The sequence below is a fragment of the Lysobacter sp. TAB13 genome (genome assembly GCF_052113885.1).
Classification (GTDB): domain Bacteria; phylum Pseudomonadota; class Gammaproteobacteria; order Xanthomonadales; family Xanthomonadaceae; genus Lysobacter; species Lysobacter gummosus.
Window position 1 is genome coordinate 37,592 of record NZ_JBFRDR010000021.1, and the last position, 25,539, is coordinate 63,130.

Here is a 25,539-nt window from a genome sequence, read left to right on the forward strand (position 1 = left end):
GCGCGCCCTTGTTCCCTCTCCCCCCGGGATCGATCCGATGAGCCAACCGATACGCAAGGTACCGCTGACCCACGGCGCGCAGTGGCTGATCCGCGCCATCAACCTGGGTACGCGCAATCCGCGCGCGATCTTCGGCGCGGCCTTGCTGTTGATCGCGGTGCTGTACCTGGTGCTGTACCTGTTCACCATGCCGCTGCGGCTGGGCGCGGATTCGATCAGCATGGACAGCTTCATCTCCACCCTGGTGCTGGCGGTGCTGGCCGCGGTGCTGGTGCTGCCGGTGCTGCTGGGCGGGCTGATGCACGTGATCCGCGAAGCCGAGAACAACCGGCCGGTGCGCGCGCGCGATCTGTTCGCGCCGCTGCGCCTGCACAAGGCGCTGCCGCTGGCGCTGCTGGGCCTGATCCAGATCGCGCTGGCGCTGATCTGCGGCTCGCTGCTGCTGTGGGCGACCGGGCCGGATTTCTGGTCGCAATATCAGGACATGGCGCGCGGCGCCATCACCGGCCGCATCACCAACGTGCCCAGCGCGGAACAACCCATGCTGGTGATCCTGGTGCAGTTGGCCTACTACTACTTCAGCACCGCGGTGGTGCTGGTGTCGGTGCCGCTGATCATGTTCTCCGGGCTGGGCATTTCCGATGCGGTCAAGCGCAGTCTGGGCGCGTCGCTGTGGAACCTGGGCTCGTATCTGTTCGCGGCGATGTTGTTCATGTTCGGCGCGATGATCACCGGCCTGCTGGTCAGCGTGGCCTCGCTGCTGCTGATGCAGCTGGGTTCGCTGCTCGCGCCGACGGTCGGACAACTGCTGGTGATGGCCTTGTTCGCGGTGTACGGCACCGCGTTCCTGGTGGTGATGTGCGGCACCTGCTATTTCGCCTGGCGCGATGTGTTCGCGCAGGACGAAGACGCGCCGACCGCGCCGGCGGCGGCCGCGAATCCAGGGCATTTCGAGGCCTGAGCCCGATCGCGCGGCGTTGAGCGGCGCGGCTTAGATCGCGCCGCTTTCGAACAGCGCCGCGTCCATCGCCGCCTGCATCGCCCGCATCAACCACACACACGCGGCCAAGGTGGCGAAGGCCTGCAGCAGCAGCCAGGCCCAGCCCCACAACGGCACCCGCCCGTCGCCCGCGCGCAACACCCGCGCGCCGGCGATGCGGTCGTGCAGGGCGCGATGCTCGGGTTTGGCCATCGCCATCACGTGGCCGATGTTCAAGGTCAGCCACGACAGCGCGCCGCCGAGATAACGCACCGCCACCGCGCCGACGCCGAGCCGGCGACCGGCCATGTCGGTCACGCGCAGGCCCAGCGCGCGCTTGCCCGGCGTGGCCTGCCACGACGAAAACGCGACGAACGCCAGCTCGTAGACCAGGCCGAACAAGGCGAACAGCACGATCCAGCCCAGCACCAAGCCGGTGACGGCGGCGGTGGTGGCTTGTGCGGCCGCGTGCAGGGTCGGATCGGCCAACAGTTGCTGCGCGTAGCCGGCGAAATCCATGTCGCTGAGCACTGAGGCGGACATCATTTCGGCCATGCGTGCGTTCATCGCCGCATAGGCTTCGCGCGCGGCGGCGGCCTGATGGCGCCAATGGCTGGCGCCGATCACGCAGGTCAAAACGGCGATCAAGAGCGCGTCCAGGGACCAGGCCATGTAGCGCGGCCAGAATCCGGCCGGAAGCAATGCGGCGGCGGGCGCGGCCACCGTGGGCGATGCGGTCGCCGACGGGGCCGGCGAACTCATGGGCCGCGCGCGTCGCCGGGCGAAGGATCGTCGGCGTCGCGGCGATCGGAGCCGACCCACTTCGCCGCGATGATGCCCATCTCGTACAGCAGGCACATCGGAATGGCGAGCATGAGCTGCGAAACCACGTCCGGCGGCGTGATCACCGCGGCGACGATGAAGATGCCGACCACGGCGTAACCGCGGCCTTCCTTGAGCTGCGCCGGCGTGACCCAGCCCAGCAGCACCAGGATCACCAGCGCCACCGGCACTTCGAAACTGATGCCGAAGGCCAGGAACAGGATCAGCACGAAATCCAGGTAGGCGTTGATGTCGGTCATCATCGACACGCCCGTCGGCGTGATCTTGACCAGGAAACCGAACACCGACGGCAGCACCAGGAAGAACGCGAACGCGCAGCCGGCGTAGAACAGCACCAGCGCCGAGGCCAGCAGCGGCAGGGCCAGGCGTTTCTCGCGCTTGTACAAGCCCGGCGCGACGAAGGCCCAGGCCTGGAACAGCAGCCACGGCATCGAGATCATCAGCGCGGCGAAGAACGCCAGTTTCAGCGGCGCGGAGAACGGCGAGGCCACCTCCACCGCGATCAGCTGGCTGCCGGCCGGCAGCTTGGCCAGCAGCGGCGTGGCCAGGAAGTGGTAGAGCTTGTTCGCGAACGGCAGCAGGCCCAGGAAGACGACGATCAGACCGGTCACGCCGCGCAGCAGGCGCGCGCGCAGTTCGATCAGGTGATCGAGCAGGCGCGGTTCGGCCGCGGCCTCTTCGTTGAGGTCGCCGGAGCGGGGATCAGCGTCGCTCATCGTTCGGCGTCTGCGCGGTGGAGGCGGGGCGATAGTCGGGCAAGGCCGCGCCGGTGTAGTCGTCGGCCGGGGCGGCGGGTTCGGCGGCCGGCGGCGCGGCGGCGGCCGCTTCGCCGCTGTCGGCCGGCGCCTCAAGCGCGGGTTGCGTCGCCGCGGCGACGCCCACGGGCGCGGCGATGCTGCGGTTCAACTCATCGACTTCGTTGCGCACGGCCTGATCGCTGTTGCGCAGTTGCTCCTGTACCTGGCGCAGATCGTCCTGGGCCTGGCGCAGGCTGCGCTTGAGTTCTTCGTCGGCCAGCTCGTTCTCGAGCTCGGACTTGACCGAATACCACTGCGCGCGCGCGCGCCGCACCCACAGGCCGGCGAACCGCGCGGCCTTGGGCAGGCGCTCGGGGCCGAGCACGATCAAGGCCACGATCGCGATCACGAAGACTTCCGAGAAGCCTATGTCGAACATGCGCGTATGCCGGGCGGGGGAAGTCGATGACGCAACAGACCGGACTCAGCGCGGGTTCTGTTCGTTGTCGCGCGACTGCGTGCTGTTGGTAGTGTCGTTGCGGGTGCTGTCGTTAGGCAGTTGCTGCGACGGCTTGTCGTCGTCCTGCATGCCCTTCTTGAAGCCCTTGACCGCGTCGCCGAGATCCTTGCCGACCGAGCCCAGTCGCTTGGTGCCGAAGATCAGCAGCACGATGACAAGGACGACAATCCAATGACCGATGCCCCAGGCGCCCATGACGATGCTCACTGCTGAATGATGAAGAGGGCAAGGATACCGCAACCATCGCTAAGCCAATGTGGCGAAGGTCCTGTCTGATCGCGCGATCCTTATCGGCATTCGACCGGCCCTCGACCGAGCCGATTCGGCACGGTCTAGGCCGCGAACGACTGAATGGGGCCGCGGCGCGATCGCGCCGGCAGCGGGTCGGCGACCCGCGATCCGGCGCGCGGCGGCCTCAGGGCAGCGGTTCGACCTTGGCCGGATTGGGCTGCGCCGGCACGGTTTCGAACGGCTTGGGGCCCTGCGCGGGCTGCTCGGGCACCGCCGGCGCCAGGCGCTCGTGCGCCGGCGCGCGCGCCGCGGCGGCGGGCTGGGCCGGGGCGGCCTGGGTGGTGCCGGCGGCCGGATACACCGTCGCGCCCAGCGGCGTGCGCTGTTCTTCGGCCAGGCGATGCTCGCGCGCGGCGGCGTTGGCTTCTTCCAGGCGATCGCGGAAATCCACCACCGCCGAGGACGGCTGGCCGGTGGCGCGGCCTTCGAAAATCATCCGCGGCGTGTTGCCTTCGCCGTAGACGGCTTGATTGGCGTCGTCGTCGATCGACAAGGCGGCGCCGTCGAGGGCGATGCCGGCGAACAGGCCGCGCGCGCGCGACCACGACCAGATTTCGGCCTTGAGCTGGCCGTCGGTGGCGGCGGCGGCGGTGCGCCCGACCGGCCCGGCGGCGACACTGGCGTCGGCGCCGAGGGTCAGCTTGCCGTTGACGATCGAATCCAGGCCGCGGTTGCCGCGGAACACCAGCACGATGTCGGAAGACTGCACACCGGCCTGGAAGCCGACGCTGCCGCCGGTGAGCTTGACGAAGCTGGGGTTGGACCAGGTGCCGTCGGGATTCTTCACCGACACCAGGCCGTGGCCGCGGCGTCCGCCGACGACCAGGCCGATCTTCAGAGTATCGGGCACCACGACGATCGCGCGCGCTTCGTCGAAGAGCTTGTCGGGAATCGAGGATTCGGGAATCTGCTGGATATCGCCGAGCACGCGCACCGCATCGCGGGCGCGCTGGTCCTCGGTCGGACCGGCCATGGCGGCGGTGGCGGCGAGGCCCAGGCTCAGGGCGAGGCTCAGACTCAGGACGCGGGGCAGCGGACGGGACATGGGGAACTCCGGCGATGGTGCGGGATGTGATGCGCCGCGGGCGACAAGCCCGGGGCCATGACGCTGTCTATATCTATGACCGCGACGACGGCGATCGGTTCAGGCTAGTGCGGCGGCGATGAATCACCGCCTAACTGCCGCCTGACCGGGGATGCGGGCCGCGGCCGCGACGCAAGGCATCGCGATGCCGCATCGATGCCGCCGCCGCGCCGTATCGCGCGCGATGCGCGGCGCATTGTAGGCCGGCGAACGCCGGGGCGTGCGCATCGGCGCGGCGGGCTTGCGGCGGATGTCTCATTCGATCGGTGCGCTTTTGGGTTTAGCGACTGCGAATCGGGCCGCATCGGCGAGACCGCGACGCGCGGTCGCACCGAGCGCATCGCGCCGGCGCCGTTTCGCGATGATTTGCGCCGCTTCGGGCGCGGCCGAGCGAAGCGCCATCGACGCTGCTGATCGCCCCGATCGAAAACAACGATGCCGCGGCGAGTGCCCAGGCCGGCGCGCGGATGTCATCCTATGCGCATGCCCGCCTCCGCCAGCATCGACGCTCCCCCGTCCCGCTCCGCCGCCGACACCGCGGTGGTGCTGGTCAATCTGGGGACGCCGGACGCGCCCAACACCTCGGCCGTGCGGCGCTTCCTCTCCGAATTCCTGCACGACCATCGCGTCGTGGACATGAGCCGCTGGCTGTGGTGCCCGCTGCTGCATTTCGCGATCCTGCCGCTGCGCAGCAGCAAGGTCGCGCATAAATACGCCAGCGTGTGGCTGCCGGAAGGCTCGCCGCTGGCCGTGCACACCCGGCGCCTGGCCGAAGCGGTACAGCGCGAACTGCCGCAGCATCGCGTGCTGCACGCGATGCGTTACGGCAAGCCGTCGTGGAAGCAACTGCTGCAGCAACTGCGCAGCGAGGGCGTGAAGCGGGTCGTGGCCTTGCCGCTGTATCCGCAGTATTCGACCTCCACCACCGCCTCGGTCAGCGACGTGCTGGAGCAGGCGCAGGGGCTGCGCACGCGGATGATCGGCGATTACCACCTGGACCCGGAATGGATCGCCGCGGTCGCCGATTCGATCCATCGCCACCGCGCCAACCACGGCGCCGGCGAGCACCTGCTGTTCTCCTTCCACGGCTTGCCGCAGCGTTTCGCCGCCGCCGGCGACCCGTATCCGCGTCAGTGCGAAGCCAGCGCGCGCGCGATCGCGCAGTCGCTGGACCTGCCTGACGAGGCGTGGACGCTGAGCTATCAGTCGCGTTTCGGCCGCGAGCGCTGGCTGGAGCCGGCCACCGCCGACACCCTGACCGCGCTGGCCGCGCGCGGCGTGCGCAAGGTAGACGTGGTCGCGCCGGGCTTCGCGGTGGATTGCCTGGAGACGCTGGAGGAAGTCGCGCTGATGCTGGCGGAAGACTTCGCCGCGCGCGGCGGCCAGCTGCGTTACGTGCCCTGCCTCAACGATTCGCCCGCGCACGCGGCGGCCCTGGCCGGCGTGGTGCAGCGCGAACTCGCGGACTGGGAATGACGCCGGAATGCGGCAGCGGTCGATACGCGCTGTCACCGGTGCGTGGTCTGATGCGAACCGGGCACGGAACAAGGCAGTGACAGGAACCCATTGATGGCCGCAATGCAGGAATTCGTCGTCGATACCGAGTTCGGCCGTCTGGCCGGACTACGCAACGGCCGCGTCGGCGCACCGCGCCTGCTGGCCTTGCACGGCTGGCTGGACAACGCCGCCAGCTTCGTGCCGCTGGCGCCGTGGTTCGAAGGCTTCGATCTGGTCGCGCCCGATCTGCCCGGCCACGGCGCCAGCGCGCATTTGCCCGCGGCCGGCGAATACAGCATGACCACCGCCACCCGCGCCGCGCTGGCGATCGCCGACGCCCTGGGCTGGGATCGGTTCCATCTGCTCGGTCATTCGCTCGGCGGCGCGACCGCCAGCTTCGTCGCCGCGGCCACGCCGCAGCGGGTGCAGCGCTTGCTGCTGATCGAAGCCCTGGGTTCGCTGTCGGAAACCGAAGAACGAGCCGGCACCCGTCTGCGCGAAGCCTTCGCCGGCATGGCGGCGGTCAACAACAAACAATTGCGTGTGTTCGCCGACATCGCCAGTGCGGTGAAGGTGCGCATGGCCGCCAACGATCTCAGCGAACCGGTGACGCGGTTGCTGGTGGAGCGCGGAATCGCGCCGGTGCGCGGCGACAACCATCAGGGCGGTTTCGTCTGGCGCAGCGATCCGCGCCTGACCTTGACCTCGGCGCAGCGCATGAGCGAAGGCCAGATGCGCTCGTTGATCCGCGCCATCGAATGCCCGACCTGCATGATCTGGGCCGACCCGGCGCAGAGCTACATGCCCGATGCATTGCGCCGCGAACGCGCGACGCTGCTGGCTCACGGCGAGTTGCATACGCTGCCGGGGACGCATCATCTGCATATGGAACGGCCCGGAGCGGTTGGTGAGTTGTTTCAGAATTTTTTGACGGCGGGGTGAGGTGGGTGGGTTGTGCGGCGCTCGTGCGTACACGTCCATGAGCCACTGCAAAATCCAAAGCCCACTTTGAAAAAGGGGGCGGCGCGCCGAGCAGGCAAGATGTCTGAACATCCCGGCTCCCGCGGGGGATTTGCTTTTTTGCCCGGCAGCGCTGCGATCTGATCGTAAAAGCGAATCCCCCCTGCCCCCCTTTTTCAAAGGGGGGGAACAGCAGTGGCGTCGAGGGTGTAAATCCCCCGATCAAGCGGCGGCAATATGCCCCCTTTGAAAAAGGGGGCTGCGCGCTGAGCAGGCACGAAGTCTGAGCATCCCGGCTCGCGCGGGGGATTTGCTTTTTGCCCGGCGGCGCTGCGATCTGATCGGAGAGCGAATCCCCCCTGCCCCCCTTTTTCAAAGGGGGGAACAGCGGCAACGTCGGGGTGGAAGTCCCGCGAACAAGCGGCGGCAATATGCCCCCTTTGAAAAAGGGGGCTGCGCGCTGAGCAGGCACGAGGTCTGAGCATCCCGGCTCGCGCGGGGGATTTGCTTTTTTGCCCGGCAGCGCTGCGATCTGATCGTAAAAGCGAATCCCCCCTGCCCCCCTTTTTCAAAGGGGGGAACAGCGGTGGCGTCGAGGGTGGAAATCCCCCGAGCAAGCGGCGGCAATATGCCCCCTTTGAAAAAGGGGGCTGCGCGCTGAGCAAGCACGATGTCTGAACATCCTGGCTCGCGCGGGGGATTTGCTTTTTGCCCGGCGGCGCTGCGATCTGATCGGAGAGCGAATCCCCCCTGCCCCCCTTTTTCAAAGGGGGGAACAGCAGTGGCATCGTTCAATACGACTACGCAGCTCTACTTATCGTCCGCAATCAACCGCCGCAGACCCGCCTTGAGCGCGCGCCCCGAGGCGCGAAAATACTCGCGCTGATCGCGCCAATCCGGACAGCGCGCTTCCACTTCGCGCCAGAACGCGCGCGAATGGTCGGCGTGGATCAGGTGGCACAGCTCATGCACCAGCACGTATTCGAACGCGGCCGGCGGCGCCAGCACCAGCGACAGGTCCAGCGACAGCGCGCCGTCGGGCGCGAGCGAACCCCATTGCGAGGACATGACCCGGTAACGCAGGCGCGACGGCGCGCGCGGCAGGCCCGGCAGGTATTTGGGCAGCCAGCGGCCGACGTCGGCGCGGGCCTGGCCTTCGTAGAAATCGCGCAGCGCACGTTGCAGGGCTTTGGCGTTCACCGTTTCCGGCGCGGCGACGACCAACGCGTCGTCTTCCAGCTGCAGGCGCAGATAGCGCGCGACCTGCCAACGCAGCGGCATGTCGCGCCCTCGCAGCGGAATGCTGGTGCTGAGGTGCGCCTGCAGGCTGGGCGCATCGGTGCCGGCGCTGGCGATCTGCGCCAGCAGCCACTCGCCGTGCTGGATCACGAATCGCTGCCCGGCGATGTCGCTGGCGCGCATCGGCAGGGTCAGGCGCGGGCCGCGCTCATCGACGCTGAGTTTGATCCGGCGCGCGCGCGGATCGCGCACGCGCAGCACCTCGACGGTCTGGCCGTTGGCGAGGGTGATCGCGATGGTTTCGCGCGAGATCGTGCGCGGCGCAGCACGCAGCTGGCCGGTGAGCAGGCGCAGAAGGCTCGTCATGGGTGGGGGACCGCCATGGGCGAAGCATAGCGCTTGCGAGGCGCGAAGTTGATGTCGGCTCGGGAGTTCAACGATGTCGCCAGAGCCCTCACCCCAACCCCTCTCCCGCCAGCGGGAGAGGGGCTCCCGGGACTCGGGGCGCTAAGTCCCTTCTCCCGCTCTGGAAGAAGGTGCCTGGAAAGGCTGCCTCCCGCGAAGGCGGAGGCGGATGAAGCCCGCCCCACCTCGAATCGCAATCGGCTCAGATCTGCGCCGTCAAGCTTCGACCTTGGACAACTTCAACGCCGACTCCAGCACCCGGAACAAACGCTTCACCTCGCCGCTCATCAGCGCGAAGCGCGCGTCGAGTTCGGCGCGCAGGCCGTCGCCGTCGCTGTGTTCGAGCTGATCCACCGCGCCGTCGAGCAGCTTGAACTTGCGCACGACCAGGTCCTCGCCGATCACGAACGACACGTGATCGTCCAGGCTCAGCGCCAGGCGCGTGACCTGCTTGCCGGTTTCCAGGTGCTTGGCGATTTCATCGCTTTCCAGCTCCTGGCGCTGGCACTTGACCACCGCGCCCTGATCGACCGGATCGCGCAGTTCGCATTCGTCGCCCAGGCTGATGCCGTCGGGCAATTCCTCGCCGGCGACCCAGCCGGTCAGGATCGAGCGCGGGGCGATTTCCGCGTTCAGCGGCAACGCCGGAAAACTGCCGATGGCGCGGCGGATTTCGCTGATCACGTTCTCGCCGGTCTTGCGGCTGGAGGTATCGACGATGACCAGCCCGTGCTCCAGGTCGATGATCGCGTCGGTGCGGCCGGGCTTGATGAACGCGCGCGGCATCAGATCGACGATGAGTTCGTCCTTGACCCGCTTGCGCGTGCGGCCGCCGGGTTTGCGGCCTTCTTTCTGTTCGATCTCGGCCAGTTTCTTGGCCAGCATGTCGTTGATGACCGATCCGGGCAGCAGGCGGTCTTCGCTGCCGACGGTGATCCAGATCGCGTCGCCGATGCGGTTGCTCATCATCGCGTCCTCGGCGTCGCGCCCGAACGGCGAGATGAAACCGCGCGAGGACAGCTCCAGCGGACCGACCGGCTTGAGCGCGCATTCGGCCAGGCCTTTGTCGAGATCGTCGAGTTTGTGGGTGGTGGGGAAGCGGAAGAACGTCAGGTTGCGGAAGAACATCGAAGGACCGAATTGAATAGGAATGGAGTCGAATGCTCTTGCTCGTCATTCCCGCGAAGGCGGGAATCCAGAGACTTCAGAGTCATACCGCGATAAAGCCCTGGATTCCCGCCTTCGCGGGAACAACGGGCCGGGGAAATCCGGGGTTAACCAACTGGCGTTGCGTTCGTGTCGGCGGACGATTCGTCCAGCCACACCGGTGCATCTGTCATGGGTGCGGCACCGGCCTTACCCAACCCCAGAAAATCGAACAGCTTCGGATCGCTCAACTGCGACGGCCGGATATCGCCCAGCGCGCGCGAAATCGTTTCGATGCGGCCGGGCGTTTCGCGCTCCCACGCATCCATCATGCGCTTGACCTGCTTGCGCTGCAGGTTTTCCTGCGAGCCGCACAGGTTGCACGGGATGATCGGGAACTGCTTGATCGCGGCGTAATCGACGATGTCGTCTTCGCGCACGTAGGCCAGCGGCCGGATCACCACGTGCTTGCCGTCGTCGGACAGCAGCTTGGGCGGCATGCCGCTGAGCTTGGCGTGGAAGAACAGGTTGAGGAAGAAGGTGGCGACCAGATCGTCGCGATGATGCCCGAGCGCGATCTTGGTGAACCCTTGCTCGGCCGCGTAGGTGTAAAGCGCCCCGCGCCGCAGCCGCGAGCACAGCGAACACATGGTCTTGCCTTCCGGCACCACCCGCGTGACGACCGAATAGGTGTCCTGTTCCAGGATCTTGTACGGCACCCCGATCGATTGCAGATATCCCGGCAGCACGTGCTCGGGGAAATCCGGCTGCTTCTGGTCCAGGTTCACCGCGACCAGCTCGAACTTCACCGGCGCCTTCTTCTGCAACTGCAGAAGGATGTCGAGCAGGGTGTAGCTGTCCTTGCCGCCGGACAGGCAGACCATGACCTTGTCGCCGTCTTCGATCATGCCGAAGTCGGCGATGGCGCGGCCGACCTGATGGCGCAGGCGGGTCGCCAGGCGCTCGCCGTCGGGGGCGGGGGCAGCGGAGGTGTCGGCGCGACTGCGGCGGACGGGTTCGGCGAGGGGCAGGACGGTGCTCATGTGGCCGACGATTCTACGGGCTGCGCGCCGGTCACGGCGAACCGCGGCGCTCCGGGCCCGGCGCCTGGGATGCGGCGCGCGGACCGGTTCGCTCGCCCTTGAGCGCTGGCGCGGCCTTGGGCTGAGCTGCTTTGCTGTCGCCGCGCGCGGACGGCGCTACTCCGGCCCAACAAAATATTAACAAAACCCCTGCTTGCCCCCGATGCGGCGCACCGCCCGGCGCCCACGGAGCATGGCAACGAACCGAATCGCCCCCGCACGAGCGCCCCGCCGCCATGCCCGGCACCGATCCCGATCGTCCGTCGCGCCAGGGGGATATGGAATCGACATCCGCGCGCGTTAAGCTCATCGGATGATCGAAAGCGATCCCGCCGCAATAACGCACCAACTGGCCCATCTGCGGTTGGAACATCGCGACCTCGATCTGGCGATCGACCGTCTGGCGCTGGACGCCAACGCGGACGAACTCACGGTCAAACGGTTGAAGAAACGCCGGCTATGGCTGAAGGACTGCATCGCGCGGCTGGAGAGCGCGCTGATTCCCGACGAACCCGCCTGAGCCGCGCCGCCCGGGGCGCGCAAACCGTCTCGCGCGGCGATCCCTGCAGCGACGGCGCTGTCATGTCCATCTAGTGCGAAACCCAGCTGCAGCGAGGCACATCGGCTGTGCTAGGGTGCCGCCACCCGATGGCAGGCAGCGGCATGGCGAACAAGGACGAACTGGTCAAAGCGGCACGCAATCCCTGGTGGCAGGGCGCCACGGCCGTGGCCGCGATCGCGCTGGTGCTGACCTTCGCGCTCGGCGGCTTCAAGCAGGCCAAGAGCGTGACCAAGCCGCTGCCGCAGTATCAGGCCGGCCATCGTTACCAGGGCGGGGCGATGGCGGCGACGCCGCTGCGCGCCTGGGTCGCGCGCTACAAGCCCGGCGGCCAGGTCGATGCCTTCAATCAGGGCAAGCTGTATCTGGTGCTGCAGGTCGAGATCGAGAACCGCACGCCGCGCAGTTTCAGCGGCTTCGGCTATCCGCTCAAAGATCTGATCCTGGTCTCGAAGGGCGGCACTCCCATCCCCGCCCAAAGCTTGATGATGTCCGACGATCACACCATCGTCGCCGACCTGCATCCGCGCATGAAGCAGCGCGTGGATTTGGTCTGGGATCTACCCAAAAATTACGTTTATTCGCCGCAGGAGACCTTCGGCGTGTTCGCTCGCGACTACAAGGCCAAGGCCTATCTCAACGATGAAGGCGCATGGCTGCAAGGCAAGCCGGCGGCCAAGTACCGGATCGCGGTGAGCGATCTGCGCGACCGCATGGTGGCGCCATGAGCGCGCCGATCGGACCGGCCGCCGCGCCCGCGCGCTGGCGCCTGCCGCGCTGGCGTTGGCGCGATGCGCTGTGGATCGCGCTGGCGCTGATCGCGGTGGTGGCGCTGCGCAAGGGCGAATCGACCTACGAAGAACGTGACGCACCGCTGCTGCAGGCGGCGAAGGCGCCGGGCCGCGTGGCGGGGCGCAACTTCGCGGTCGAGGTCGGCAACGTCAAGGCCGCGCACGCGTATCTGCTCAAGGGCGACTACTCCCGTCCCGGCGATTATTTACTGCGTACCTCGGGCCTGTGGCTGTCGGTGGTGGCCAAGGTCGAGGCGTTCGATCATCCTGGCTACCTGGGCGCGCAGTTGCGCACCCGCGACGGCCTGGTCTATGTCGCCTCCAGCGACGAACGGCCCAAGCTCAAGGGCACCAACCTGCGCGATCGCGCGCTGGCGCCGGGCCTGGTCGAGAGCGGCGCCTGGTTCTTCGAAGTGCCCGCGGACAAACTCGAAGGCGCGCACCTGCAGTTGTACTGGGGCAATCTGTTGCCGCAGGGCGGCGACAGCCTGGTCGATGTCGATCTGGGCATCGACGCCGCGCGCGCGCGCAAGCTCGCCGCCGAGGCCAAACCGGTTCTGGATCTGCGCCCATGAATTCGCCCACGACCTCCGAACCCATTCAAGTCGCCGCCGTTCCGGCGTCCGCGCCCGCGCCGGCCGGCTGGTGGCGCCGCAACGTGTGGTGGCTGCTCGGCACCGCGGTGCTGGGCACGTGGGCGATCTATGCGCCCTACCGCGAAGCGCTGGGCAGCTATCGCCAGCGCCATCCCAGCCAACCGGTCGCCGCAGGCAAGAGCGCGTGGACGCAGTACGAGGGCGCGCGCTGGCGACTGGTGAGCGCCGAAGCGCTGGCGCCGCGCGATCCGCGCATCCTCGGCTCGTTGCGCAAGGACGCCGGCGTGCTGCTGGTGCGCTTCGAAGTGATTCCGGATTCAGGCACCAAGACCGCCACGCTGGACGCGTGCCGCGGCAGCGTCGCCGATGCCAAGGGCCGGTTGTGGGAAGCCAATCCCGCACAGCTGCCGCGCCTGAGCGGCGCCAAGTTGCCGACGACCTGCGGCAGTGGCTACGACTCTTCGTTCAAGCAGATTCTGGCGGTGCCGGGGCGGCCGTTCGCGTTCCAGCATGCGTATCTGCTGCCGCGCGGGCAGACGATGGAGGGGCTGCGGGCGCGGATCGAGTTGCGTAATTCGGAAACGGCCAAGGGCCGGTATCTGGATTTCGCGTTGTAGTCCGGTCGGCTCGGCCGAGCCACTTTGAGGTCTGTTGTGGGAGGGCCTTCAGGCCCGATGCTTTTCGATCCGCGGCGATGAACTTTCGCTGCGATCGGATCGAAAAGCATCGGGCCTGAAGGCCCTCCTACAAAAAATTCCGGGGCCGCGCGGTAACTTCGCGGCTTAAGCGCTGCGCGGCAACCGCGCGATCGCCCGATCGAACGTCGCCGCCAGCAACACCACCCGCAGCACATCGGTCAGCAGCGAGGTGCGGAACGACAGCGGCGTGTTGAGAAACACCGCGTACACCTGCCCGCTGACGCGCTGCCAATCCGGATCCTGCGGACCGACCCACTGCTGCATCAGCCGCCACGACCACGAATCGATATACGACAGCAGCTGCCAGCACACGCACAGCGTCAACAACGCCGGCAGCCCCGCGCGCAGCACCAGGCGCAGACTGTTGACCACCGGCACGCCCTTGCTGCTCCAGCCGGCGCTGGCCTTGTCGGCGAGCATGCGCAGGGTGAAGTGCATCGCCTTGAAGCGCTCGACCATCTTGCCCAGGTGTTCGTCGGCCGCGTCGATGCGCTGCGCGCGGCGCAGGTCGATGCCGTAGATGATCGCGGTGATCGCCAGCCAGATCAGCGGCAAGGCCACCGCGCCCGCGGCGGTGCTGACGAAATCCCACAGCGGCGCCAGCGTGCGCTTGGCCGGCGCCAGGGTCTTGAACAACGCGGTCGGGCTTTCCCACCAGTCGGTCGCGGCGACGTAGACCACGCGCTCATGCCACCAGTCCTTGCCGGCCGTCATCACCTGCGCGATCGCGGCCACGCCGACGAACACCCAATAGGCCTCGCAACTGGTCGCGACCACGTTCCACGCCGCATGCCCGGTCGCGGTCGCGCGGCGCTTGCTGAACCAGCGCACCGCCCAGGCCACCGCGAGCGCGATCCACAGCCCCTTGAGCTGCAGCACGCGGTTGAGGTTTTCCTTGTCCCACACGCTGAAGATGTATTCGGTGCGGAACTGCCGGCGCAGGTCTTCGAGCAGGCCCCAACCGGCGTAATAGGCGAAGAACGGCAGCATCGCGATCGCCAGCGCGGTAATCCACTGCTTGCGCACCGCGGCGGTGTCGGGCGTGGTCGCGCCGCCGGCGAGCATCGGCAGCGACGGACGCAGCGACTGGAACATCAGGATGGTCCCGGCCAGCTGGGTCACGATCAGCAGCGACAAGGCCGCGAACGACAGCAGCACCGAGCGCTCGCCGAGCTTGACCGCCAGGTCCATCAACAGGTTGTAGGACACCCGCTGGGCGAAGAACCAGAACGCCAGCGCCGGCCAGTGGCGCCAGAGCAGTCGCGCGGTAAGCAGCGGGATTTCGAGCCAGGCGCTGGGGCCGGAGCCCTGTGCGCCGGCCCGAACCGACGCATCGGGCGACGCAGCAGACGGAACGTTCGAGAGGGTGCTGGCGGACATCGAATACGGCCGGGACGGAGTCGCGCCATGGTAACTCGCGGGAATCGCCGGCTTGCAGTGACGAGTATCAGGCTACCGCCACGCCATAGCCGGCTCCTTACCAGACGGATCGGGGCGCCGCCGATGCGACGGCGCCCCGGTTCATACGCTCACCGCCGAATTACAGATACAGGCCGATGACCTGCATGGTCCAGTTGGCTTCCTTGCTCGAGTCCTTGTCCGACGCCTTGCCTTTCCAATGCGCCATCTGCTCGGTCAAGAACGCCTTGGATTCGGAGGTGTCCAAATCGCCGATCGCCTTGATCGCCATGGCTCGGTCCTGCCAGATGTTGGCGCTGCCGTAGATCGACTTCAGCAGTTCGAACTGACCTTCGGCACGCAGGTTGCCCAGCGACGAAATCGCGGCGATACGCACGTACTCATCGTCGTCGCGGGTCAAACCGACCAGGGTTTCGACGGCATTGGGATTGTTGGTGAAACCCAGGGCATAGACGTCGATGAAACTGTTGTCGTTGCGCTGGGCGATTTTCGCCTTCAACGAGGCCACCGCCGCATCGTCGGCGCTGGCGCCGTACAGCTGGCGGCCGATCTTCGCTGCCAGTTCCTTCACTGCCAGCGACAGCGGCTGATTGAGCGTGGGCTCGATGATTTCCTCGAAGCTCCACACCGGCACTTTGCCGCGCTTGACGAACACGCCCAGGCGCTTTTTGCCGGTAGCGGTTTCGACATCGGCGCTGATGTAGGTGAAGGTTACATACGGAGAAAAGCCGTTCTGACGATGATTGAGAATCCGGAACGTCTTGAGGTCGATGCGCGGAAACGCGCCGTCCTGACCCGGGCCAACCTGCGCCGCGATGCCGCGCGCGGTGAGCTCGGCCTGCAGATTGCTAGCCAGGAACGCACCCGGGTCGAGGGGCGATTTGTCGACCATCAAGGTCGAAGCCAAGGTGCCGGTGAGAAAGCTACGTTCACTCGCCGCGCGATTGTCCACGAACGCCAGTTTCGTCGGCTCATTGGACTGCGCGTGGTAACGCACATCCGAGGGCACGGGATTTTTCACCACGTAAGCTTTCGGCGCGCAGGCCGCCAACGACAACAACGCGAGCGCAGCGCAGCCCGCTCGCAAGAACGCAAATGACTTCATTACTGATCCCCTGTGATTGGTACATCCCTTTGCGGTGGCGTTGCACCGAACCGCGCCGGGATTATAGGGGCTTTTCTAGATTTTCGTGATATCTATCACGAAATATAAGGGCGAAATACGCATCTGCAGCCGGCGATCCGGCGACGGAGAAATCACGCAAGGACGCGTGCGGAAAGAGCGCATGCCCATGCGTTAATCACCTGCACCCAGCGGGCGATGCGCCACGGACGGCCGAACGCGGACGGCTTCGTTTCTCGCCGACATGCGCTGAAACCCTCACCTGCCGTGATCGCCTCAGTCGGCCCGCGCGCTTTCCGGCGCCGCCGGCTTGACCGCCATCTCCGGACTGATCTTCTCGATCGTATGCCGCAGCTCGCGGCCGAGGATCACCTTCGCGTCCTTCGCCCAGGTATCCAGGCGCTGGTCGAAGGCGAGCTTGCCCTGGCTGTCGGGCCACACCAGCTTGAGTTCGCGCAGTTTCTGGATGAAGCCGCGGAACAGGGTCTTGTCGAAGAACTCCGGCGCGGCCGGCGCGTACAGCAGCGACAGGCGCTGCGCGGCGAGCTGGCACAGGCTTTCGAGTTCGCCGGCCGACATCGTGCCCGGGCCGTTCTTCACCAGCACGCTGATGGCGATGTAGTACCGCTCGAAGGCCTGCTGCAGCGAATGGCCGATCGCGCGCAGGCGGAACACTTCGTCGGTCTGGCCGGCGTTGCGCGCCAGGATGCCGCCGTCGTCTTCGCTGACTCGCTCCAGCAGGCCTTCGCGCACGAACACATCGACCGTGCGCGCCAGGCGCTGGCTGAATTCGTCCTCGTTCCACGGCAGGAACAACTCGGCCTGCAGGAACGGATACACGCTGCGGCCCAGGCGCAGCACGCCGGCCAGGCTCATGCGCCGGTTGTGCTGGAAGCAGCAGGCGATCCACGAGGCGGCGGTGAACAGATGCAGGACGTTGTTGCGGAAATAACTCAGCAACACCGCCTTGTCTTCGCCGTCCACGCCGAGCACGTCGCCCAGCGGATGGGCGATGCGTTCGAGCACGTTGATTTCTTCGCCGTGGGCGACGATTTCCTGCGGCGTGTGCGGGGTGACGGTGACGCGGTCGGAATACGGCAGTTCGGCCAGCAGCGTTTTCGACAACGCGATCTGCGCGAGCAGGTCGGCCTCGCCCATCGCATGCTTGGGCGTGGACAGCAGCGCCAGCGCGAGCAGGTTGATCGGGTTGACGTCGGCGGCGCGGTTGACGTTGATCTGGATCTTTTCCGCCAACGCATCGACCGTATCCGACAGCCACTGCGGCTTGTCGTCTTCATCGACCGGGCGGCCGTCCCACTCGGGCGCGTGTTCGCTCAGCAGGTCGTTGAGCTTGATCGACTCGCCGAAGTTCACCACCACCTGGCCGAAGTTGGACCGCAGCACCTTGGGAATGCCCCACAGCAGCTGCCAGATCGATTCCTTTTCCTTCGGCTTGCCCGACAACTCGTCGAGATAGCTGGTGCCTTCCATCAGTTTTTCGTAACCGATGTAAACCGGCTGGAACAGCACCGGACGCGTGGGCTGGCGCAGGAAGCCGCGCACGGTCATCACCAGCATGCCGCCCTTGGGAGGCAGCAGGCGGCCGGTGCGCGAACGTCCGCCTTCGATGAAGTATTCGATCGAATAACCGCCCGCGACCAGCTGTGCGACGTATTCGGAAAACACCGCCGAATACAGCGCGCTGCCGCGGATGCTGCGACGCAGGAAGAACGCGCCGCCCTTGCGCAGGATGGTGCCGACCACCGGCAGATTGAGGTTGGCGCCGGCGGCGATGTGCGGCGGCACGATGCCCTTGGTGTAGAGCAGATAGCTCAGCAGCAGATAGTCCAGATGGCTGCGATGACACGGCACGTAGACCACTTCGAAACCGGGCGCGTCCTGCTTGAGCTTGTCCAGGTGATGGACCAGCACGCCGCGATAGATGCGGTTCCACACCGGCGTGAGCAGGAAGCTGGCCGAGCGCACCACCGGATGCGAATAGTCGGCGGCGATTTCGTAGGCCATCGCGTGGGCCTTCTTCCAGGCCTCGGCGCTGTCGCCGCTGTCGCGGCGGGCCTGGTCGGCGATGGCTTCCTTGACCGGATCGGCGGCGAGCACGCGGTCGATCAGCATGCGCCGGGTCGAAAGGTCGGGCCCGATCACCGCCGCGCGGATGCGGCGGAAATGGGTGCGCAGCACGCGCGAGAGCTTGCGCACCGTGCGTTCGGGTTCCAGGCCTTCGTTCTGGCCTTCGCTGACGATGCCGCGCAGCGACACCGGCGGCGAGAACCGCACCATGGTGTGGCGGCCGTTGAGGGCGATCGCCAGCAGGCGGCGGAAGCGGCCGACCAGGGTCCAGTTTTCCGAGAACAGCACCGAGAACCAGCCGCTGCTGCGGTCCGGCGCGCGGCCGACGAAGATCGAGACCGGGACCAGTTGCACGTCCAGGTCCGGATCGACCCGGTGCGCGTCGAGCAGGCGCGCGAGCGAACCCGAATGGGTCTTGGCCGACGGCGGCCCGGCCGGCGCCAGCGCGCCGGCGTTGCGGCGCGACAGCGCGACATAGGCGCGCTTGCGGCCGAGCGGATCGCCCGGCAGCGGCTGCAACGGCGAGGGCAGGCCGCTTTCCAGGCAGGCGCGCTCCAGGATCAGGGCGTTGGACAGGCCGTAGTCTTCGAGCACGTAGCAGACCGGGCGGCCGTGCCATTCCTCGGCGATGTGTTCCTTCGGGCTCTTGGGCTCGATGGTCAGCGAGACCCACGGCGCCATCAGCTGGCCGAGCAGGCGCGCCCACCACGGCCGGTGCGCGGACGGGCGTGGGCCGGCGTCGCGCGCTTCGGCAGCGGCGGCGGACGGCGGTGCGGCCATCGGCAGCTCGGGTTGTTCCGGGTCGTGTTCGTCGACGGCGGCGGCTTTCGGCACGGCGGCGGGGGCTTCGGACTCGGGCACCGCGGCGGTCGCTTCGGGGACGGAGTCGCCCGGGGCCGGTGCTTGAACCGCGGCGGCCGGTCCGGATTCGGGATCGGCCGATGCCTGCACGGGTTCGGTCGGCGAGTCGGCACTCGAGCCTGAGCCCTTGGCGGCGAAGCCGCTGGCGGACTCGGCGGTAGCTGGCGGCCTCGCCTGAGCGGCGTCCGTCGGGTCGTTTGGGGTCGGATCGGAATCGTTCGGAACGGACGCTTGGGGCATGTTTTCTATGAGCGGATTCGCGCTGGCACCACCGGGATCGCGCTCGGCAGCCGGCTCGGGTTGACCGGCCGGCGGCGGCGCGGACTCGCCGGCGGACGCGTTGGCGTCGGCCGGGGCAGCGTCGGGGAAAGGCAGGGGCGTCTGTTTCGGCATTGCCGGCATTATGCCTATTCGGCTTGCGCGCGCGGCCCGCCCATACGGGCCGGAGCGGGCGAATGGGCGACGGGACGGCGGTGTGGCCCGCGGGTCGATGCCGCGGTCACCGGCGCGTCAGTGCGGCTTGGGCGCGGCCGGGGCGGGAACGGTGGCGGCCGGCGCCGGTTTCGGCGCAGCCGCGGGCGCGTCGTCGGTCGCGGCCGGCGCCTGGACCGCGGGCGCGGCGGGCACGGCCGGATTCGCCGGACCCGCGCTGCCAGCAGGGTTTGCGCTGCCGGCGGTATTGGCCGGAGCCGCCGGCTTGGCCGCGGGCACCGGCGCGCGTCCCTGCAGCTTGGCCACCGCCGCCAGCCGCTCGGCGACCGCCGGCGAGGACGGCGCCTTGGCCGGGGCGTCGGCCTCGCGCTGGGCATGGCGCAGCACGTCGCTGAGGTACCAGCGGCCGTCGATGCGCTCGACCAGCACGTAGGCATCGACCGCTTCGTCGGCCAGTTCATAGCGAATCCGCACCCGCGCGGTGTCGCCGGTCTGCTCGGCCAGGGCGGCGTCCAGGCCGTCCAGCGCCGCGTCCAGGTTGAGGCCGTAGCCGCCGAGCACCTGCTTGAGCCGCTCCACGAACGGCCCGAGCCGGCGCAGGCTGCGGTCCATGCCGGCCTTGGCGAAGGCGTCCGGCGCGGCCAGCCCGGTGGCGCGCGCGGCCGAGACCAACTGGGGTATCGCCTCCCGCGCCCGATTCGAATCGCCCAATGGCGCCATCTGCGCCCAATCGCTCATGACTCCGATCAACTGCGCATGGTGATCGCGCTCGGCCTCGCTGTAGTCCGGCTCGCTGCGCACGTACTGGGTCGCGAACAGGCCCAGGGTCTTGGCGGCCGAGCGCAGCTCGGCGTCGGCGCCGGCGAACTGGCGGCGATAGGTCGCCACCAGCTTGCGTTCGGCGTCCTGCTCGGCCAGCGCGGCGATGAAGGCGGGGAAGCGGTCGTCCAGCGGCAGCTCGGTCAGCGGCCAGACCGTGCGGCCCTCGCTCCAGGCGGTTTCCAGCCGGGCGTGCAGGGCCGGCGGCACGGCGTGGCGGGCGTAGGCGGCCAGATCGTTGCGGCGCAGGTCGCGGGCCAGCTGGCTCACCGCCTGGGCCGGCAGGGTCGGCACGGCCTCGACCGGCGCCGGCTCGGGCCCGCACGCGGCGGCCGCCAGCAGCACGGCCGTCGTCAGCACGGCGATGCGGGCGTGTCGGATGATGGACATCGGGGCTCCCCCATTCGCGGAGGAGCATCCGCAGGCAGGCATCTTGGCCGGGCCTCCCGACCGGCACAAGCCGTCGGCTCACGCTTCCTTACTTTTCCGCCCCGAACCGGCAGTAGCTGACCCGTTGGGTACAGCCTGCGCCCGAATTTGGTCTCGGCCGATACGTGAACGAAATCGCAGATTTGCCCCTGAACAGGGCCGGGGGACCATCCCGTGATCCTCATCACCCTATGTCCGTTTATGTCCGGATAAGGTGCGGCCTCTGGCATGTTTTATGCGTTCCAAATAGGTAAAACCGGTAATTTCCGGTTCGCCAACGCGCACAAGCGCAGGAGAACGATCATGCGTCCTACCCCGAGCCGTCTTTTCGTAGCCGTACTCGCCCTGGCCGCCGCCGGTCCCGCCTTCGCGGCGGTCGACACGACCAATCTCAACGTCACCATCACCATCACCAGCATCTGCGACATCCACACCGTCGCGACGCTGCCGGTCAATTTCGGCTCGGTCTCCTCGATCGCCACCAACGTCGATCAGCAGGGCCAGCTGACCATCAACTGCACCCCGGGCACGGCGTACACCATCGCCCTGGACAATGGCCAGAACGGCACCGACGTGAACACCCGCAAGATGGCCTCCGGCGCCAATCTGGTGCCGTATCAGCTGTACCGCGCCAGCGCGCGCGGCGCCGCCGATGTCTGGGGCAGCACCACCGGCGTCGGCGGCAACGTCCTGGCCGGCAGCGGCACCGGCGCGGCGGTCAACGTCCCCGTCTACGGCCGGACCCCCAGCGCCAACTTTCCCGCTGGTACTTACAATGACCTGGTAGTCGCCACGGTCACTTACTGACTCCAGCGATGATCAGCGGCCGGCTCCCTCAGGCAGTCCGCGCCGCCGCGGCCACGCTCGCGCTATGCGCCGTCCTGGCGCTGGCGCCCTGGTCGGCCCCGGCCGAAGCGGCCGGGCTGCAGGTCACGCCGACCTTGCTCACGCTGAGCGCCCGCCAGCAGGCCGACGCGCTGTGGCTCAACAACACCGGCACCACGCCCCTGCGCGCGCAGGTGCGGGTGTTCCGCTGGCTGCAGGAAAACGGCGGCGAGCGTTTCGAATCCAGCCAGGGGTTGGCGATCAGTCCGCCGATGATCGAACTGGCGCCGGGCGCGCGGCAGCTGGTGCGGGTGATCCGCCTGGGCGCGCCGCCGGACAGTGAAACCAGCTACCGCCTGATCGTCGATGAGCTGCCGCCGCCGCAGGACCCGAAACAAAGCGGTCTGCAGTTCGTGTTGCGTTACTCGGTGCCGGTGTTCGTGGCGCCGGCCTCGGACGCGCCGATCCGGCCCGAGCTGCGCGCGCAGCTGAGTTTCGAAGGCGAGCGCCCGTGGCTGGCGGTCGCCAACAGCGGCGGCCAGCACGCGCAACTGGCCGATCTGACGTTCGTCGATGCGCAGGGAAGCCGTCATCCGATCGCGCCCGGCTTGCTGGGCTATGCCCTGCCCGGCCAGCGCATGCGCTGGGCCTTGCAGGCCCCGGCGGATCTGCTGCGCGGTCCGGGCACGTTCAAGGCGAGGATCAATGGCGAATCCGACGAGCAGGCTCTGGCGCTGGACCCGCCGGCTCGCTGAAGCCATGCCGGCCGGACTGCTCCTGGCATCGACGCTGGGCCATGCGGCCGAACCGCCGCCGTTGCTGATCGCGCGCGCCGATGGCTGGCAGACGGGAGGCGGCGCGGCCGCCGCCAACATGGCCGTGTACCTGGAAGTCAGCCTCAACCAGATGCCCTACGGCGCGCCGCATCCGTTCGAACTGCGCGACGGCCACCTCTACGCCAGCGTCGCCACGCTGCGCGCGATCGGCTTCGTGCTGGACGGCCGCGACGACGGCGAAACCCTCGCCCCCGACAGCCTGCCCGGCGTCGCGGTGCGCTACGACGCCTCGGTCCAGCGCGTGGCGATCGATGCGCCGCTGTCGCTGTTGTCGTTGGCGACCACGCGCCTCAACACGCCCGGCGCGGACATTCCCGTCGCCAGCGCCTCGCCCGGCCTGCTGCTCAACTACGACTTCTACGCCAGCCGCGACGACCACGGCGACAACACCACCGCCTTCGCCGAACTGCGCGCCTTCGGCCTGGGCGGCGGCGTGCTCAGCCAGACCGCGGTGACCCGCAGCTATAAGACCCAGGGCAATCCGCGCCGCACCGACTCGGTGCGATTGGACAGCAGCTGGCGCTGGTCGAAACCCGAATCGATGTTCAGCGTGACCGTGGGCGATGTGATCAGCGGCCAGCTCGACTGGAGCCGGCCGCTGCGCCTGGGCGGCGTGCGCATCGGCCGCGACTTCGGCCTGCAGCCGTATCGCATCACCACGCCGCTGCCGACCTTGCTCGGCGAAGTCGCGGTGCCTTCGGCGGTGGATCTGTACGTCAACGGCATCCGCCAGTACAGCGGTGAAGTCGCGCCCGGGCCGTTCCAGCTGGCGACCATTCCCGGCATCACCGGCGCCGGCAACGCGCAACTGGTGGTCACCGATGCCTTCGGCCGCACGCGCACGCTCGACTTCCCGTTCTATGCCGCGCAACAACTGCTGGCCAAGGGCTTGTCGGACTGGTCGCTGAGCGTCGGCCTGGCGCGCGAGGACTACGCGGTGCGTTCGTTCTCCTACGGCAACGAACCCTTGCTCAGCGGCGACCTGCGCTACGGCGTCAGCGACCGCTTCACTGTCGAAGCGCATGGCGAAGGCGGCGACGGCGTGGTCAATGCCGGCGCCGGCGGCGTGTGGCTGCTCGGCCGGGCCGGCGTGGTCAGCGCCTCGCTCGCGCACGGGCGCGAGGGCGACGACAGCGGTTGGTTGTATGCGGCGGCCTACAACTGGAGCAACGGCCGCTTCAATTTCTCCGCCGACACGCAACGCACGCACGGCGATTACCGCGATGTCGCCTCGCGTTACGGACTGGGCGCGCCGCGCGTCAGCGAACGCGCGGTGATCAGTTGGAGCGATTCGCGCCTGGGCAGCCTGGGCCTGAGCTACGTGCGCCTGCTCTATCGCGGCGAAACGCCGGCGCGCTACGCCAGCGCGACCTGGAGCCGCAGCTTCGGCGGCCGCGCCGCGCTGAGCCTGTCCTACAACCAGAACCTGGATCGCGACGAAGACCGCAACGTGTTCCTGGGTTTCAGCCTGAACCTGGAGGATCGCGATCATCGCAGCACCCAACTCAACGTGTCGGTGCAGCGCGCGCGCGATCTCGACCAGGGCGTGGTCGAGCTGACCCGGCCGATCCCCGGCGACGGTGGTTTCGGCTGGCGTCTGCAAGCGCGCGGCGGCGACGGCGAGGAAGGCGGGCTGGCCGAAGCGGGCTGGCTGACCGAGACCGGCCGCTTCAACCTCGGCCTGGCCCGTCAAGGCGACAACGACTACAGCTACGCCAGCGCCAGCGGCGCGCTGGTGTGGATGGGCGGCCATGTATTCGCCTCGCGCAACGTCAGCGATGCGTTCGCGGTGGTGTCCACCGGCGTGGCCGGCGTGCCGGTGCTGCTGGAAAACCGCCCGTATGGCCGCACCGATCGCAACGGCATGCTGCTGGTGACGCCGCTCAATGCATGGCAACGCAATCGCATCGGCATCGATCCGATGGAACTGCCGTCCGACACCAAGCTCGATGAGGTCGAGACCCAGGCCACGCCGAAGGATCGCGCGGGCACCGTGGTGCGCTTCTCGATCCAGAAGATCCGCGCGGCGGTGCTGATCCTGCACGATACCGCCGGCCAAGCGCTGCCCGTCGGCACGCGCGTGCACGGCCCCGGCAATACCGACGCGGTGGTGGGTTACGACGGCGAGGTCTATCTGGAATCGCTGCAGGATCACAACGACCTGCGCGTCGATACGCCGGCCGGTGCGTGCCGCGTGCGTTTCGATTATCCGGCCGACGCGCAGGGCATCGCCCGCATCGGCCCGCTGCCGTGCACTGCGCAGGGGTCGCCATGAACCGCTGGCTGCTCGTACTGATCGCGGGCCTGCTGCTGGTCTGGCAACCGGCGCGCGCCAACACCACCTGCACCGCGAGCATGACCAACCTGAATTTCCCCGCCACCACCGGCGCGATCAGCGACGCCACCGCCACGCTCACCGTGACCTGCTCGACCGGCGCGCTGTCGCTGCTGGCGCGCGCGCGCGTCAACATGTGCGTGAGCATCTTCAGCGGCACCGACGGCGGCGGCACGCTGGCGCCGCGGCGCATGATCAACAGTTTCAACGATCCGCTGCAGATGCAGCTGTACACCGACGCGGCGCGCAGTTCGATCTGGGGCGCGCGCGGCGACGCCACCGTACCCAACTTCCTGCCGCTGCAATTCGATTACGACGTGTTGCTGATCGGCGGCAGCCAGACTCTCACCGCGACCTTGTACGGCCGCATCCCCGCGCAGACCGCGCTCAATGCCGGCACCTACACCAACCGTTTCACCGCCGCCGCCGACACGCGCATCGAGTTCCGTTACGCAGAACAACTGCTCGGCACCCCGCCGATGCCGGCCTCGTGCACCAGCGGCGGCAGCGCCGGCACGCCCAGCTCGTTTCCATTCACCGTCAACGGCTCGGTGCCCAACACCTGCACGCTCACGCCCAAGCCGGTGCCCGACCTCGCCTTCGGCAACGTGCCTGGCCTGATCACCTCCAATGTCGACCGCACCACCGACATCGGCCTGGTCTGCACCGGCCGCACCGCCTGGCAGATCGGCTTGAACAACGGTCTCAACGCCAGCGGCACCATCCGCCGCATGCGCAACGCCGGCGGCCAGTTCGTCACCTATGAGCTATACCGCAACAGCGGCCGCACTCTGCGCTGGGGCAACACACTCGGCACCGACACCCAGACCGGCACCGGAACCGGCACCGCGCAATCGCAGACCGTGTTCGGCCGCGTCGCGCCGCAGACGCCGAACGTGGGCAGTTACAGCGATACGGTTACGGTGACCGTGACGTATTGAGTGC

At 68.0% G+C, this 25,539-nt stretch carries 23 protein-coding genes and 2 pseudogenes; 12 read left to right on the plus strand and 13 right to left on the minus strand.

The features are described 5' to 3' along the window. Positions 1-37 precede the first annotated feature (37 nt). Positions 38-961, plus strand: a complete 924-nt coding sequence (locus AB4Y92_RS20295) for a hypothetical protein (RefSeq protein WP_441821316.1) — start codon at positions 38-40, stop codon at positions 959-961. Positions 962-991: 30 nt separating this feature from the next. Here AB4Y92_RS20295 and AB4Y92_RS20300 read toward each other — a convergent pair whose 3' ends face one another. The 5 genes from AB4Y92_RS20300 to AB4Y92_RS20320 form a co-directional block, all read right to left on the minus strand. Next, entirely contained in the window at positions 992-1,741 is a 750-nt protein-coding gene (locus AB4Y92_RS20300) for an RDD family protein (protein ID WP_441821317.1), read from the minus strand. Beyond that, entirely contained in the window at positions 1,738-2,538 is an 801-nt protein-coding gene (tatC, locus tag AB4Y92_RS20305; RefSeq protein ID WP_057944991.1) for a twin-arginine translocase subunit TatC, read from the minus strand. The genes AB4Y92_RS20300 and tatC overlap by 4 nt, the downstream gene beginning before the upstream one ends. Next, positions 2,525-2,998: a Sec-independent protein translocase protein TatB gene (gene tatB / locus AB4Y92_RS20310; RefSeq protein WP_441821318.1), complete on the minus strand. Its 474-nt coding sequence runs from the start codon at positions 2,996-2,998 to the stop codon at positions 2,525-2,527. The genes tatC and tatB overlap by 14 nt, the downstream gene beginning before the upstream one ends. Before the next feature lie 45 nt (positions 2,999-3,043). Then, positions 3,044-3,274 (minus strand): Sec-independent protein translocase subunit TatA, encoded by a 231-nt coding sequence (gene tatA, locus AB4Y92_RS20315; RefSeq protein ID WP_057944992.1) that lies wholly within the window; start codon positions 3,272-3,274, stop codon positions 3,044-3,046. Positions 3,275-3,494: 220 nt separating this feature from the next. Next, complete coding sequence (locus AB4Y92_RS20320; protein ID WP_441821360.1) at positions 3,495-4,403, minus strand: lipid-binding SYLF domain-containing protein; 909 nt, start codon at positions 4,401-4,403, stop codon at positions 3,495-3,497. Between the two features lie 534 nt (positions 4,404-4,937). Between AB4Y92_RS20320 and hemH the strand changes: the two genes are divergently transcribed. Both hemH and AB4Y92_RS20330 read left to right on the plus strand, forming a co-directional pair. Beyond that, positions 4,938-5,930 carry a ferrochelatase gene (gene hemH, locus AB4Y92_RS20325; RefSeq protein ID WP_441821361.1) on the plus strand — a complete coding sequence of 331 codons (993 nt, stop codon included), beginning with the start codon at positions 4,938-4,940 and terminating at the stop codon, positions 5,928-5,930. A gap of 93 nt (positions 5,931-6,023) precedes the next feature. Then, positions 6,024-6,893, plus strand: a complete 870-nt coding sequence (locus AB4Y92_RS20330; RefSeq protein ID WP_441821319.1) for an alpha/beta fold hydrolase — start codon at positions 6,024-6,026, stop codon at positions 6,891-6,893. Positions 6,894-7,721: 828 nt separating this feature from the next. Here the strand turns inward: AB4Y92_RS20330 and AB4Y92_RS20335 are convergent. The 3 genes from AB4Y92_RS20335 to ttcA form a co-directional block, all read right to left on the minus strand. Continuing rightward, positions 7,722-8,516, minus strand: coding sequence for a M48 family metallopeptidase (locus AB4Y92_RS20335; protein ID WP_441821320.1), 795 nt, complete (start codon positions 8,514-8,516; stop codon positions 7,722-7,724). 255 nt (positions 8,517-8,771) lie between these two features. Continuing rightward, a complete protein-coding gene (locus tag AB4Y92_RS20340) occupies positions 8,772-9,683 on the minus strand; it encodes a recombination-associated protein RdgC (protein ID WP_057944996.1) in 912 nt (303 codons plus the stop codon). 146 nt (positions 9,684-9,829) lie between these two features. Further along, positions 9,830-10,744 carry a tRNA 2-thiocytidine(32) synthetase TtcA gene (gene ttcA / locus AB4Y92_RS20345; RefSeq protein ID WP_441821321.1) on the minus strand — a complete coding sequence of 305 codons (915 nt, stop codon included), beginning with the start codon at positions 10,742-10,744 and terminating at the stop codon, positions 9,830-9,832. A gap of 352 nt (positions 10,745-11,096) precedes the next feature. On the opposite strand from ttcA, the gene AB4Y92_RS20350 reads away from it, so the two are divergent. The 4 genes from AB4Y92_RS20350 to AB4Y92_RS20365 all read left to right on the plus strand — a co-directional run bounded on the left by AB4Y92_RS20350 (position 11,097) and on the right by AB4Y92_RS20365 (position 13,346). After that, positions 11,097-11,303 carry a YdcH family protein gene (locus AB4Y92_RS20350; protein WP_057944998.1) on the plus strand — a complete coding sequence of 69 codons (207 nt, stop codon included), beginning with the start codon at positions 11,097-11,099 and terminating at the stop codon, positions 11,301-11,303. 143 nt (positions 11,304-11,446) lie between these two features. Beyond that, positions 11,447-12,070: a hypothetical protein gene (locus tag AB4Y92_RS20355; protein WP_441821322.1), complete on the plus strand. Its 624-nt coding sequence runs from the start codon at positions 11,447-11,449 to the stop codon at positions 12,068-12,070. Then, positions 12,067-12,708, plus strand: coding sequence for a hypothetical protein (locus tag AB4Y92_RS20360; protein ID WP_441821323.1), 642 nt, complete (start codon positions 12,067-12,069; stop codon positions 12,706-12,708). The genes AB4Y92_RS20355 and AB4Y92_RS20360 overlap by 4 nt, the downstream gene beginning before the upstream one ends. Next, positions 12,705-13,346: a hypothetical protein gene (locus AB4Y92_RS20365; RefSeq protein ID WP_441821324.1), complete on the plus strand. Its 642-nt coding sequence runs from the start codon at positions 12,705-12,707 to the stop codon at positions 13,344-13,346. The genes AB4Y92_RS20360 and AB4Y92_RS20365 overlap by 4 nt, the downstream gene beginning before the upstream one ends. Before the next feature lie 44 nt (positions 13,347-13,390). Here AB4Y92_RS20365 and AB4Y92_RS20370 read toward each other — a convergent pair. Further along, a pseudogene (locus AB4Y92_RS20370) lies at positions 13,391-13,465 on the minus strand (DUF6053 domain-containing protein); the annotation flags it as partial. Between AB4Y92_RS20370 and AB4Y92_RS20375 the strand changes: the two are divergent. Further along, positions 13,434-13,502 (plus strand): annotated as a pseudogene (locus tag AB4Y92_RS20375) (DUF6053 domain-containing protein); the annotation flags it as partial. The pseudogenes AB4Y92_RS20370 and AB4Y92_RS20375 overlap by 32 nt on opposite strands. A 9-nt stretch (positions 13,503-13,511) precedes the next feature. On the opposite strand, the gene AB4Y92_RS20380 reads toward AB4Y92_RS20375, so the two are convergent. From AB4Y92_RS20380 to AB4Y92_RS20395, 4 genes are all read right to left on the minus strand, one after another. Next, positions 13,512-14,807, minus strand: a complete 1,296-nt coding sequence (locus AB4Y92_RS20380; protein ID WP_441821325.1) for a hypothetical protein — start codon at positions 14,805-14,807, stop codon at positions 13,512-13,514. Positions 14,808-14,967: 160 nt separating this feature from the next. Continuing rightward, positions 14,968-15,867 (minus strand): HEAT repeat domain-containing protein, encoded by a 900-nt coding sequence (locus AB4Y92_RS20385; protein ID WP_441821326.1) that lies wholly within the window; start codon positions 15,865-15,867, stop codon positions 14,968-14,970. A gap of 378 nt (positions 15,868-16,245) precedes the next feature. Further along, a complete protein-coding gene (gene plsB / locus AB4Y92_RS20390; RefSeq protein WP_441821362.1) occupies positions 16,246-18,891 on the minus strand; it encodes a glycerol-3-phosphate 1-O-acyltransferase PlsB in 2,646 nt (881 codons plus the stop codon). A 537-nt stretch (positions 18,892-19,428) separates the two neighbouring features. Beyond that, positions 19,429-20,559: a hypothetical protein gene (locus AB4Y92_RS20395; RefSeq protein ID WP_441821327.1), complete on the minus strand. Its 1,131-nt coding sequence runs from the start codon at positions 20,557-20,559 to the stop codon at positions 19,429-19,431. Between the two features lie 342 nt (positions 20,560-20,901). Between AB4Y92_RS20395 and AB4Y92_RS20400 the strand changes: the two genes are divergently transcribed. Genes AB4Y92_RS20400 through AB4Y92_RS20415 form a run of 4 tightly spaced genes read left to right on the plus strand, consistent with a single transcriptional unit; the run spans position 20,902 to position 25,535 of the window. Continuing rightward, complete coding sequence (locus AB4Y92_RS20400) at positions 20,902-21,405, plus strand: Csu type fimbrial protein (protein ID WP_441821328.1); 504 nt, start codon at positions 20,902-20,904, stop codon at positions 21,403-21,405. A gap of 8 nt (positions 21,406-21,413) precedes the next feature. Then, positions 21,414-22,178: a fimbrial biogenesis chaperone gene (locus tag AB4Y92_RS20405; RefSeq protein ID WP_441821329.1), complete on the plus strand. Its 765-nt coding sequence runs from the start codon at positions 21,414-21,416 to the stop codon at positions 22,176-22,178. A 4-nt stretch (positions 22,179-22,182) separates the two neighbouring features. Next, positions 22,183-24,534: a fimbria/pilus outer membrane usher protein gene (locus tag AB4Y92_RS20410; protein WP_441821363.1), complete on the plus strand. Its 2,352-nt coding sequence runs from the start codon at positions 22,183-22,185 to the stop codon at positions 24,532-24,534. Further along, positions 24,531-25,535: a Csu type fimbrial protein gene (locus AB4Y92_RS20415; protein WP_441821330.1), complete on the plus strand. Its 1,005-nt coding sequence runs from the start codon at positions 24,531-24,533 to the stop codon at positions 25,533-25,535. The genes AB4Y92_RS20410 and AB4Y92_RS20415 overlap by 4 nt, the downstream gene beginning before the upstream one ends. Positions 25,536-25,539: the final 4 nt, after the last annotated feature.